This is a genomic window from Comamonas sp. Y33R10-2 (assembly GCF_019355935.1).
In the GTDB taxonomy this organism is placed as follows: Bacteria; Pseudomonadota; Gammaproteobacteria; order Burkholderiales; family Burkholderiaceae_C; genus Comamonas.
Map to the genome: position 1 here is coordinate 2,102,475 of NZ_CP079925.1, position 11,949 is coordinate 2,114,423.

11 protein-coding genes are annotated in these 11,949 nt (G+C 57.2%); all 11 read right to left on the bottom strand.

Annotation, left to right across the window (positions count from 1 at the left end; genetic code table 11):
* Positions 1-2: 2 nt before the first annotated feature.
* Positions 3-680, bottom strand: coding sequence for a tetratricopeptide repeat protein (locus tag KUF54_RS09420; protein ID WP_219342519.1), 678 nt, complete (start codon positions 678-680; stop codon positions 3-5).
* A gap of 49 nt (positions 681-729) precedes the next feature.
* Positions 730-1,998 (bottom strand): histidine--tRNA ligase, encoded by a 1,269-nt coding sequence (hisS, locus tag KUF54_RS09425; protein ID WP_219342520.1) that lies wholly within the window; start codon positions 1,996-1,998, stop codon positions 730-732.
* A gap of 217 nt (positions 1,999-2,215) precedes the next feature.
* Positions 2,216-3,499 (bottom strand): flavodoxin-dependent (E)-4-hydroxy-3-methylbut-2-enyl-diphosphate synthase, encoded by a 1,284-nt coding sequence (ispG, locus tag KUF54_RS09430; protein WP_219342521.1) that lies wholly within the window; start codon positions 3,497-3,499, stop codon positions 2,216-2,218.
* 19 nt (positions 3,500-3,518) lie between these two features.
* Positions 3,519-4,514, bottom strand: coding sequence for a helix-turn-helix domain-containing protein (locus KUF54_RS09435; protein WP_219342522.1), 996 nt, complete (start codon positions 4,512-4,514; stop codon positions 3,519-3,521).
* Positions 4,507-5,358: a type IV pilus biogenesis/stability protein PilW gene (gene pilW, locus KUF54_RS09440; RefSeq protein WP_219342523.1), complete on the bottom strand. Its 852-nt coding sequence runs from the start codon at positions 5,356-5,358 to the stop codon at positions 4,507-4,509. The genes KUF54_RS09435 and pilW overlap by 8 nt, the downstream gene beginning before the upstream one ends.
* Before the next feature lie 26 nt (positions 5,359-5,384).
* Positions 5,385-6,506, bottom strand: a complete 1,122-nt coding sequence (gene rlmN / locus KUF54_RS09445) for a 23S rRNA (adenine(2503)-C(2))-methyltransferase RlmN (protein WP_219342524.1) — start codon at positions 6,504-6,506, stop codon at positions 5,385-5,387.
* A 132-nt stretch (positions 6,507-6,638) separates the two neighbouring features.
* Entirely contained in the window at positions 6,639-7,064 is a 426-nt protein-coding gene (ndk, locus tag KUF54_RS09450) for a nucleoside-diphosphate kinase (RefSeq protein ID WP_219342525.1), read from the bottom strand.
* Between the two features lie 119 nt (positions 7,065-7,183).
* A complete protein-coding gene (locus KUF54_RS09455) occupies positions 7,184-8,725 on the bottom strand; it encodes a pseudouridine synthase (RefSeq protein ID WP_219342526.1) in 1,542 nt (513 codons plus the stop codon).
* The gene (gene scpB, locus KUF54_RS09460; RefSeq protein ID WP_219342527.1) at positions 8,722-9,909 is read right to left on the bottom strand and encodes an SMC-Scp complex subunit ScpB; all 1,188 of its coding nucleotides are present in this window, start codon (positions 9,907-9,909) and stop codon (positions 8,722-8,724) included. The genes KUF54_RS09455 and scpB overlap by 4 nt, the downstream gene beginning before the upstream one ends.
* A gap of 98 nt (positions 9,910-10,007) precedes the next feature.
* On the bottom strand, positions 10,008-11,084 hold the full coding sequence (locus KUF54_RS09465; protein WP_219342528.1) for an RluA family pseudouridine synthase: 1,077 nt from the start codon (positions 11,082-11,084) through the stop codon (positions 10,008-10,010).
* A gap of 3 nt (positions 11,085-11,087) precedes the next feature.
* Positions 11,088-11,939, bottom strand: a complete 852-nt coding sequence (locus KUF54_RS09470; protein ID WP_219342529.1) for a peptidoglycan DD-metalloendopeptidase family protein — start codon at positions 11,937-11,939, stop codon at positions 11,088-11,090.
* Positions 11,940-11,949: the final 10 nt, after the last annotated feature.

The following is an 11,949-nucleotide window of genomic DNA, read 5'->3' on the forward strand; positions in this document are numbered from 1 at the left end:
GATTATTTCTCCGTCGACGTTGTCTTGACCAGAACTGCAGCATCAGGAGCTGCACCCAGCGCATTGAGCTTGAACTCCACCAGATGGCGGTAGTCCAGTTCCTTGTCCATCGCCTTATAAGCTGCCTGATACTGAGCCACAGCCTCAGTCGTCTTGCCCAGAGCAGCATACAGATCACCACGGCGATCGGCCTGCAGACCTGCGAAAGACTCAGGCATAGCAGCTTCAAGAACCTTCAGACCTTCGTCATAGCTCTTTTGCTCTTCCAGCACGGCCGACAGACGCAGGCGCGCCAGAGCCTTAGAGCCCTCGCTGCCCTTTTCTGCCACCCAGCTCAGCTGAGCCTTGGCATCATCGAGCTTACCTGCCTCAACCGAGGCCTTGGCCATTTGCAGTGCTGTCTGAGCTGCCTGAGTCGTGCCGGGGAATTTTTCCTTCAAATCAGCAAACGCCTGATTTGCACGTGCTGCGTCTTTGGCGACCAAGGCCTCGGAAACCGCAAACTCCAGCGACGAAGCCTGAACAGCCTGGCGCTTTTGCCAGTACTGCCAGCCGTTCCAGCTAGCCAAAGCGGCAAAGACCAGCACCAAAATGGCGGTGATCAGAGTTCCCCAGGAGCTCCAAAAATGCTTGAGCTGCTCAATTTGCTCTTGTTCTTCAAGGTCTAGATGGTTTGCCATGACTACTTTGGTTGAATGGAACGCTGGTCGAAAAAAGAGAAGCGGAGAATCAAATCGCTGATTTTAGGCTGCCCGCCCACTGGGCCACATCCGCCAACGATTGCAGAGATTGCTGGCCTTCTCCATCACGCAAAGACTTTACAGTCACCTTGCCCTGGGCCAGCTCATCGCTGCCGAAAATCAGCGCAAAGCGCGCGCCCGATCCATCGGCTTTTTTGAACTGAGACTTCATAGAGCCCATGCCTTCAGCCGAGCCGCCCGCAGCAGCGTGCATTTGCACGGCCACGCCAGCAGTGCGCAACTGCTGCACGGTCTTGAAAACTTGGGGCAGCGAAGAGGCATCGGGAATGATGGCATAGACATCGGCTGCAGGCGCAGGAATCTCTGCGCCAATCTCTTTGAGTACTTCCAAAACGCGCTCAATACCCATGCCCCAGCCAACAGCCGGAGCCGGCTTGCCGCCGATTTCTTCAATCAGATAGTCGTAACGACCGCCGCCGCAGATGGTGCCTTGCGAGCCCAGCTTATCGGTAATGAACTCGAACACCGTCAGGTTGTAATAGTCCATGCCGCGCACCAGACGCGGGTTCAGCGTCCACGCCACATCATTGGCATCCAAAATATCTTGCACGGCCTTCAAGTGCGCCTTAGAGGCATCACCCAAATAATCCATCAGTTTGGGCGCGGCGTTGACCATGTCCTGCATCGCAGGGTTCTTGGTATCCAGCACACGCAGCGGGTTACTGTGCATGCGGCGCTTGCCTTCTTCATCCATCACTTCAGTGTGCTGCTCGAAGTAAGCAATCAGCGCCTCACGGTGCGCCTTGCGCTCATCGGGCTGACCCAAGCTATTGAGTTCCAAGCGCACATCGCTGATGCCCAGTTCTTTCCAGAGTTGCGCAGCCAACAAAATCACTTCTGCATCCAGCTCGGGGCCAGCAAAGCCCATGGCTTCCACACCCACTTGGTGGAACTGGCGGTAGCGGCCACGCTGCGGGCGCTCGTGGCGGAACATCTGGCCGATGTAAAACAGACGCTTGCCGCCTTCATACAGCAGATTGTTTTCAACCACAGCACGCACCACACCGGCCGTGCCTTCGGGGCGCAGGGTCAGTTGCTCGCCGTTGAGCCTGTCTTCAAAGGAGTACATCTCCTTTTCCACGATATCGGTCACTTCACCCAAGCCACGCACAAACAGCGCAGTTGGCTCAACGATAGGCGTGCGAATATTGCGATAGGCAAAACGACCCATCAGGTCGCGCACCTTGGACTCAAACCATTCCCAACGCGCCGAATCGGGTGGGAGGATGTCGTTCATGCCTTTGACAGCAGTCAGTTTTTCGTTCTTAGCCACGTGAAATCTCACATTGGGGTTACTAGCAAAACAAGAGCAGGTGGTCTGCTTGAATCTTATTTTTTAACTAGAAACCTTATTCAAATCCATACAGATAGCGGACAAGCCGCTATCAATTCCAAATCTTTACTCGCAGGCATTGTGCCAGCAATGCTCAATGGCTCTTGGCGTTTTGGGCAGATCAAGCTTTCTGACCATAACGGCGCTGCACATATTCCAGCACCAAGTTCTGAAACTCTTGGGCAATATTGTCGCCGCGCAAAGTTAGAGCCTTTTCACCATCGATGAATACTGGAGCCGCAGGCGCTTCACCATTACCGGGCAGGCTGATGCCAATGTCAGCATGCTTGCTCTCGCCGGGGCCGTTGACGATACAGCCCATGACGGCCACCTTCATCGCCTCCACACCGGGGAACTGAGTGCGCCACACCGGCATTTCGCCGCGCAGAAAATCGTCGATCTTCTTGGCCAACTCTTGGAATGTGGTGCTCGTTGTGCGGCCGCAGCCCGGGCAAGCCGTGACGCTGGGCACAAACACACGCAGACCCAAGGACTGCAAAATTTCGGAAGCAACCACCACCTCTTGCGTGCGCGCTTCGCCCGGCAGCGGCGTGAGCGATACGCGAATGGTGTCGCCAATGCCTTCTTGCAGCAGCACCGCTAGCGCAGCGGTCGATGCCACCGTGCCTTTGGTGGCCATACCGGCTTCTGTCAAGCCCAGATGCAATGCGTAGTCACAGCGACGAGCCAGTTCACGGTAAACCGAGATCAAATCCTGCACACCACTGACCTTGCAGGACAAGATGATGTTGTCAGGGTTCAGACCCATGCTCTTGGCCAGCTCAGCCGACGTAATGGCCGAGGTAATCAGCGCCTCATACATGACTTGGCGCGTTTCCCAGGGCTTGGCACGGCGCGAATTCTGATCCATCAGATCGGCCATGATTTCCTGGTCCAGCGAGCCCCAGTTCACGCCAATACGCACGGCCTTGTCGTACTTGGCAGCAATCTCGATCATCTGACCGAACTGCTTGTCTTTTTTATCGCCCTTGCCAACGTTGCCGGGGTTAATGCGGTACTTTGACAGCGCTTGCGCGCACTCAGGGTAGTCAGTCAGCAGGCGGTGGCCGTTGTAGTGAAAGTCGCCCACCAGCGGCACATACTCGCCCATGCGGTCGAGCTGCTCACGGATATAGGGCACAGCCGCCGCCGCCTCAGGCGTATTGACGGTGATGCGCACCATCTCCGAGCCCGCTTGCGCCAACTGACGCACCTGAATAGCCGTCTCCACCGCATCCACGGTGTCGGTATTGGTCATGGACTGCACGCGCACAGGCGCATCACCACCCACAGTCACCACGTTGTTGTGCCACACCACTTTGGCTTGACGCGATTTGCGCGGCAGCGGACTGGCAATGGCAATACCTTGCTCAGCCAGCTGCTGCAAATTTTGAAATTCTTGCACTCTTGTTTACCTCGAACGCTTACTTCACCTCGAAGCGAGCCACGTTGTCACGCGTGGTCGAAATATCGAGAGGTTCACCACGAACTGTTACTTGCGTGCCCTTGGCATTGCCCACCGTCACAGACAGGGGCAACTGACCTTCGGCAGTCGCAGACTCATCTTTGGCCAATGTTTTTTCCAGCACGACCTTGCCCGTCGCATCTTTGACCCTGACCCAGGACTGACCGGTATTCACTTTCAAAGCCAGCAACGCGCCAGAGCTTGCTGCCGGAGTTTGAACAGGCGCAGGAGCAGGAGCCACTTCAGCAGCGGGCGCCGTGGTGGCGAGCGCTGTAGTTGCGGTATTTACCGTAGATGCAGCAACGCCAGCAGCCGGCTCTACCGGTGGTTCAGTCACCAGCGCATCTGCTTCGCTACTGCTCAAAGAGCCTGAGGCCTGACCCAGCGCAACTGCTGCTGAATTCTCAGCACCAGAATGACTGACAAGCTCAGTCTGAACCGTAGCCGCCGATTGGGCCGTGTCATCGCCCTGAGCATCACTGACTGGCTGCTGGAAGGGCGCAAAATAAATAGCAGCAGCTGCAGCTAACAAAATCAACACGCCCGCCACAATTTTGCGCGAGCTGCCATTGCCGGAGTCCAGCGACGAGCCTGAAGACTTGAAGTTGCTACGCACCTTCACCGCTTCGTTGATACCGGAGCCCGAGTTGACCAAGCTCTTTAGCGTTCGCTGCGGCAACAAGGCCAGCACAGGTTCTGCATCCACTTGCAGAGTTCGGCACACCCCCATGGCCAAGGCACGCATGAAGACATGATCGGGGAAGGATTCATAGTCATCGGCCTCCAGCGCTTGTAGCTTGTGCACCGGCACTTTCAGTGTGGCTGCCATGGCTGACAGCTGTACACGGGCAGCCTCTCGCGCTTGGCGCAACAAAGTACCCGCTGTGGCCGCAGTCTGTGTTTGGAGCTGCTCTTCGCTTTGCATCGATATTTCTTCCACCACAGAGTCACTCATTAAAGGCTCCGCGCTCATAGGCTAACAACTCACGCGATTGCGGGAAGCGCTGGCGCAGCTGATCTGCCTGCTGACGCGCACCGACGCCTTCTTGCAATGCTTTATCAATCTTAATTCCCAGCCACAGGCTTTCTGCAGTAGCTTGGTTGCTATCGTTATTTAAGCGGCGAATATAAAACTGAGCTCTTTTCAGATCACCCTTAAGCCAAAGCACATTGGCCAAGTTGTAACCGGCAGCGGAGTTGCTCACATCCATTTCATAGGCGCGAAACATGTTTTGGTAAGCCTGCTCAAGCTGACCCGCCTGCTGGTAACACATGCCCTTGGCCAATAAGGTCCTAGGCTGCTCGCGATAGCCCGGAGCCTGCAAAGCCTTGTCAAACCACTGATGCGCTGCGTCAAAGTGCTTTTGCTGGCACTGCATCCAGCCATAGTTATGCAGCTGATTGCCATCGCGTGGATTGAGATCAACCGCCTTGCGCAAGGCGATCTCAGCATTCGTCCAGTCTTTGTTCTGCATCAGGATGAGACCCAGCAGACCATAGGCATCAGCGTAATCCGGCTTTGCCGCTAGCGCTTGGCCCACTTCATCCTGCGCTACATCCAAACGACCTGCCTGAAAGTAGCTGGCAGCCAGCTCCAGCCGAATCTGCGCACGGCGGTGCGCATCTGCAAGCTTGGGGCTAACGGAGCCGACCACCGAAGACTGAGGTACGGAGGTTGAAGACGTGGTTGTCGTCGTTGTCGTGGTACAGCCCATCAGTGCTGCAACCGCAACCGGTGCCCCCCACCGGGCTAACAAGCCCCAATGTTGCCAAACCGATCGCTGTGCCACTGCCTGCATGTACTCGTCCTTTATTCAAAACCCCGTCAAGACACCTGCTTGAGCGGGATGATGCGCTGCTTCGCCATACGTTCAGCAGCGCGGGTTCTGTCTTTCACATCGCCTGCGAGCTGGCCACAGGCGGCATCAATGTCGTCGCCACGTGTCTTGCGCACCGTTGTCACAATGCCTGCATTGCTGAGGATGGCTGCAAATTCCGTGACTCGCGCCGAAGGCGAGCGCAACAAGCCTGAAGCGGGAAACGGATTGAACGGAATCAAGTTGAACTTGCACCAATTCTTGCCGTTGCCACGTGCGCGCACCAACTCTATCAGTTGACGCGCATGCTCAGGCTGATCGTTAACGCCGTCGAGCATGCAATATTCAAAAGTCAGGAAGTCGCGCGGTGCGAATTCCAGATAGCGCACGCAAGAATCGAGCAACTCTGCAATCGGGTACTTCTTGTTCAGTGGCACCAAGTTGTCACGCAGCGGATCGTTGGGCGCATGCAGCGACACGGCCAGCGCCACGGCGCAGTCCTGCGACAGGCGGTCCACCATTGGGACCACGCCTGAGGTAGACACCGTCACGCGGCGGCGCGACATGCCATAAGCATGGTCGTCCAGCATCACGCGCAGCGCAGGCACTAGGGCGCTGTAGTTCTGCAGCGGCTCACCCATGCCCATCATCACCACGTTGGAGATGATGCGTTCATCCTTGCCCAAGCGCTTGCGCAGCGCATGCTCGGCAAACCACAGCTGAGCGAGAATTTCGCCCGTGGTCAGATTGCGGCTGAAGCCCTGATGCCCGGTCGAGCAAAAGCGGCAACCTACGGCGCAACCTGCCTGAGATGAGACACACAGCGTGCCGCGGTCGTCTTCAGGAATAAAAACAGTTTCAACGGCATTGCCGTCACCCACATCAAACAACCACTTCACGGTGCCGTCGGTCGAGACATGCTCAGACACCACGGGCAAAGCGGTCACATGGGCCCGGCCTTTGAGCTTTTCGCGCAGAGACTTGGCCAGATCAGTCATCTGGTCAAAATCGGATGCGCCACGCTGGTGAATCCAGCGAAACAGCTGCGTTGCACGGAAACGCTTCTCCCCGAGCTGCTCGCAATAAGCGGTCAGTCCTTCGAGGTCAAAATCAAGTAAATTGGTATTCATATCGGCATGTGGCGAGGCGTCTTGTGAACGAAATGTGCCACGCCGTGGCCAGCAGCTTTAAGGCTGACACCGGCTTTGCAAAAGCGCAAAGCACTGGCGTCAGCGCAAGCATGCTGTAAAGCTAGCGTGGAATTAACGCGAGTAAACGTTCATGCCGGGGAAGAAGAAAGCGATTTCCACAGCAGCAGTTTCAGCAGCGTCGGAGCCGTGCACGGCGTTAGCGTCGATGCTATCAGCGAAGTCGGCGCGGATAGTGCCCTTCTCAGCCTTCTTAGGATCGGTAGCGCCCATCAGTTCGCGGTTAGTCAGGATAGCGTTTTCGCCTTCCAGAGCTTGGATCATCACGGGGCCGGAGATCATGAAGTCCACCAGGTCCTTGAAGAAAGGACGAGCAGCGTGCACAGCGTAGAACTGTTCAGCTTCGCCACGCGACAGGTGAGCCATCTTGGAGGCCACAACCTTCAGGCCAGCGCCTTCAAAGCGAGCGTAGATTTGACCGATCACGTTCTTTGCAACTGCGTCGGGCTTGATGATGGAGAGAGTGCGTTCGATTGCCATGATGATTTTCCTAATCAGGGTTACTTTGAGTATTTGCAAAAAAGCAAAACACTTGATTTTAGCGGTGCCTCCATAGACCTTTGAGCCCGGGCACCACTGAAATACTTGCCGCAGCCGAATTAACGACCGCCGCGGCGACCACCGCCGCCGCCACTAGGGCGACGCTTGGCGGTTTGACGGGCACGCGAGAGGCTATCGCTGCCGATATAGCTCACTGCGGTGCGCAAAGGATCGGGCTGATTCTGGTTATTGCCAGCACCTTGCTGCCCACGGCCCATAGCAGCGCTTGAACCCGGACGGGGCACACTTTTGTTGCCACGCGGAGCTTCACGGCCATCGCCAAAAATACCCATAGGTGCGGGGCGGTTGCCATCCCATTCACCACGGCGCTGACCGCCGCCTTCGCGGCGACCTTGTGGCGCGCGATCGGCATTCGCAGCTGGGCCGCGACCGCCTCGGTTATTTGCACCACGAGCGACGGGGTTGACACGCTCAACAGGTGCGCGTTCCTTCATGCCGGCAGCCGACATCAGCGCCTTGATATCGGCCTGATCGAGCTCAACCCATGCGCCGCGCTTCAAACCACGGGGCAGCATCATTGCGCCGTAGCGAATACGAATCAGGCGGCTGACAGCGTGGCCCACCGCTTCAAACATGCGGCGCACTTCGCGGTTGCGGCCTTCAGAGATGGTGACGCGGTACCAGCAGTTGGCACCTTCGCCGCCGCCGTCTTCAATGGCGCCGAAGCTCGCTTCGCCGTCATCGAGCTGCACGCCATCAATCAGGCGCTTCTTTTCTTCTTTGTCCAGCGCTCCCAACACGCGGGCTGCGTATTCACGCTCCAGACCGAAGCGGGGATGCATCAAATTGTTAGCCAGCTCACCCGAGCTAGTGAACAGCAGCAGGCCTTCGGTGTTCAAGTCCAGACGGCCGACCGATTGCCACTTGCCGTGCTGCAACCTGGGGAGCTTGCGGAACACGGTGGGGCGGTTTTGCGGATCATCATGCGTCACCACTTCGCCCACGGGCTTGTGATAAGCAATCACGCGAGCCGGTGGTGGATCAATGCGAAAGCGAATAGGCTCGCCATTGACTTTGACGATATCGCCAAACTGAACGCGTTGACCCACGTGGGCTGGCTCACCGTTGACCGAAATACGGCCTTCCAAAATGAGCTTTTCCATCTCCAGGCGCGAGCCCATGCCGGCCTGCGCCAGCACCTTGTGCAGCTTGGGCGAATCGACTTGCGGAGCCAGCACGCGCTTGATGAGCGCTTCAACACCGTTTTCTTCTTCGTCGTCAAAGTCGCCCGAGATCACATCAGAAAAATCGATGTTCTGGCTTTTGGAGGAATTTTGCACTTCAGCGCCCTCAGCGCCTTCGTCGACAGCTACAGCATTTGTAGCGCCGTCCAACGACTCTTCGGGTGCTTCCAAGGCTTCAGCGGCCTCAAATGCTGCAGCGCGTGCTTCTGCGCGCTTGCGCGCCAGCTTGGCTTCAGCAGCAGCCGTTTTCTTCACACCCTGCTTACGGGTTGCGCCGGGCTTAGGCACTTCAGCAACAGGCTTGGGCGCGCGGGGCTTGCGGGCCTTCTTGACCTGTTCAATTTCGGGCGAAGCGTCTGTGGCTTCAGGCATCGGGTTCGATGTCTCGTTGTTCATTCCGGTTTTCCTTCGGGGGTAACTTCATCGTCACCCTCCACAATTCGCTCATTTGCTGACTCGGCTTGCATCGCAGCGTTGGCCAGCACAGTGTTCTTGTCTTCTACGGCCCTGTCTTCAAGAGACTCTTCTTCAGCGCCGTAGTCATCATCGAGAAATGCCTTCAGCCCCACCCACTCAGGTCGGCCAGACTTTTTGGCAACCGGCTTTTCCTCAGGCGTCGCCACTTTGACGGGCCTTGCAGGTTTGACCGGCTTAGTCTGGCGGGCTTTCACCGGTTCAGACTCTTCACTCTCTATCGTTTTTATAGCTGCCTGCGCATGATCCTCTAAGGCTTGAGGCTGATTTGACTCAGACTCCAGCGCATCTAGCTCTGGCAGCTCTTGAGCTTGCTCAGCCTCTTGCAATGCAGCTGGCGCATCGACGATGACATCAAAGACATCGCCAGACTCACCAACCGCCACAAGCTCAGTCAATGCGTCCGCATCTGCATCTGCATCTGCATCTGCATCTGCATCTGCATCCACACCTGCAGCCGCATCCACATCTGCACCCGTAGAAGCTTGCTCATTCGCTTCAGCTTCAGCAGCTACTTCTGCGCTCTCCCCCTCTTGCCCACCCTCTTTTTCACCCGCTTCGCCATCCAAGGCCTTGAACAGGCTTTGCTGAGCTTGAGTTTCCTCGAGCATCGGCAGCTGATCGAGCGACTGCAAGCCCAAGTCATCCAAAAACTGGCGCGTCGTCGCAAACAGCGCAGGCCGGCCCACGGTTTCCCGGTGACCAATGACTTCAATCCAGCCACGGTCTTCCAGTTGCTTAATCAGCAAGCTGTTGACCGTGACGCCGCGAATGTCTTCAATATCGCCACGAGTGACCGGCTGACGGTAGGCAATGATGGCCAGTGTCTCCAGCGTTGCACGCGTGTACTTGGGCGGCTTTTCGGGGTGTAACTTATCCAGATACACCCGCATCTCAGGGCGACTTTGGAAACGCCAGCCTGAAGCCACCTGCACCAGTTCTACGCCTTTGAGGGCCCAGTCCTTTTGCAAGTCCAGCAGCAAATCCTTAACCGTGTCCGAGCCCAGCACATCATCAAAAAGTGAGCGCATATCCCGCAGCGTTACGGGCTGCGAGGCACAAATCAATGCTGTTTCAAGAACCCGCTTGGCATCAACCGTATTCATGGGCGCAGCGTTTCGGGAGCGGCTGCCGCACCAAGAGCGGTGGGTGGCCTGTTTCTAAGAAGAGAGGAAGCGCCCCATTGGTGCCATGCGAGTGATGGTCAGAGGCTTTCCCCAGCATTGTAACGCAGAGCCCATAAATCCAGTGCGCTAGCCATGTCTTGTGGCAGCGGCGCGTGCAGCACCAGTGGTTTTTGGCTCACAGGGTGCTCAAAAGCCAATCTGAATGCATGCAAAGCCTGACGCTCCAACCCTCCTTCGGGGTGGCCGCCATACAGCGTATCCGCGACCAAGGAGTGACCCAGCGACGCCATATGCACCCGAATCTGGTGTGTGCGCCCCGTGTGCAAGGTGCAACGCACCAAACAATGCAGCGCATCACCATCGATCAAGTCAAAGTCCGTACGGGCCAGCTTGCCGGCGTGCAAGCTCATATCGACCACGGCCATACGCAAGCGGTTACGCGGATCACGACCAATAGGCGCACTCACTTCGCGGTGCTTGCGACTGCCCCAATCTTTGTGTGCAATCGCCAAATACTGGCGGCTCACATCACGGGCTGCAATCATTTTGATGAGCGCATCCATGGTGCTGCGGTTGCGCGCCACCACCATCAGGCCACTGGTGTCTTTATCGAGCCGATGAACAATGCCCGCACGCGGCACATGGCGCGCTTTTTCATCGCGGGCCAGCAAGCCATTAAGAAGCGTCCCCGTCCAGTTGCCAGGCGCCGGGTGTACGACCAAACCGGCAGGCTTGTTGATGACCAGCAGATCGTCGTCTTCATAGACCACCTGCAAATCCATTGCTTCAGGCTGGAAAGCCATGCTCTGCTGGGTGGGCCGCATTTCCACACGCAGCTGATCGCCAAAGCTGACTTTGGCCGAGGGCTTGCTCAAAACCTTGCCGTTAAGCGTGACTGCGCCATCGGCCAGCAGTTGCTGCAGATAGCTGCGCGAAAACTCAGACACGCCCAGCGCCAGTACCTTATCGGCACGCTGGCCATGGTGCTCGGTGGTGGCAGTCAACTCTCGGTGCTCAACTTCTGCACCGGAGATCAGGTCTTCGGCGGCTTCGTCCCAGCTTTGCTCTGGGGCATCAGAAGGAACAAGCCCCTGCGGGGCAGGGGCTTGTTCGATAGTTGCAGCTTGCGCAGTTTGTTTGCGTTGCGATGCCATCGCTTAACGAGAGGGCAGGTAACGCGAAGGATCGACAGGTTTGCCCTGGCGACGCACTTCAAAGTGCAGCTTGACGCGATCCGCATCGGTGCTGCCCATTTCGGCAATTTTCTGACCCTTCTTCACGGACTGATCTTCCTTAACCAGCAAAGACTGGTTGTGGGCATAGGCCGTCAGATAGGTGTTGTTGTGCTTCAAGATGATCAGGTTGCCGTAACCACGCAAGCCAGCGCCGGCATACACCACACGGCCGTCAGCAGCAGCGATCACAGGGTCACCCGCTTTACCGCTGATGTCATAACCCTTGTTGCGCTGCTCATCAAAGCCAGCAATCAGCGAACCACTGGCAGGCCAGATGAAGTTGACAGCATCAGCACCCGAGGCTGCTGGTGCGCTGCTTGGGGGCGCCGAGGGCACAGGCGTTGCTGTTGCGGCTGGTGCTGTTGGTGTCGTTGCAGCGCCACCACCAACCACCACAGGAGCCACGGTGCGACCCGAGCCAGTCGAGGTTGATGCCACTGACGCATCGCGCCCAGGCGGCACTACGCGCACGACTTGACCGACTTCGATTGCATTGGGGTTGTCCAGATTGCTCCAGCGGGCAATGTCTTTCCAGCTCTGACCATGCTCCAAGCCCACGCGAATCAGCGTGTCACCGGGCTTGATGGTGTAGTAACCAGGCTTGCCCGCATTTTCTGCACCGGGCAGAGATTTGACGTCCACAGTCGAAGAGGCGGAAGACGACTGTCCGCGATCTTCCACAGGAGCCCTGTTTGCCTGAGTAGAGCAACCGGCGAGGATGACACCTGCCAGCACTGCCGATCCCAATGCACCAAGACTTCGCGATACCAACATAAGCTATTCC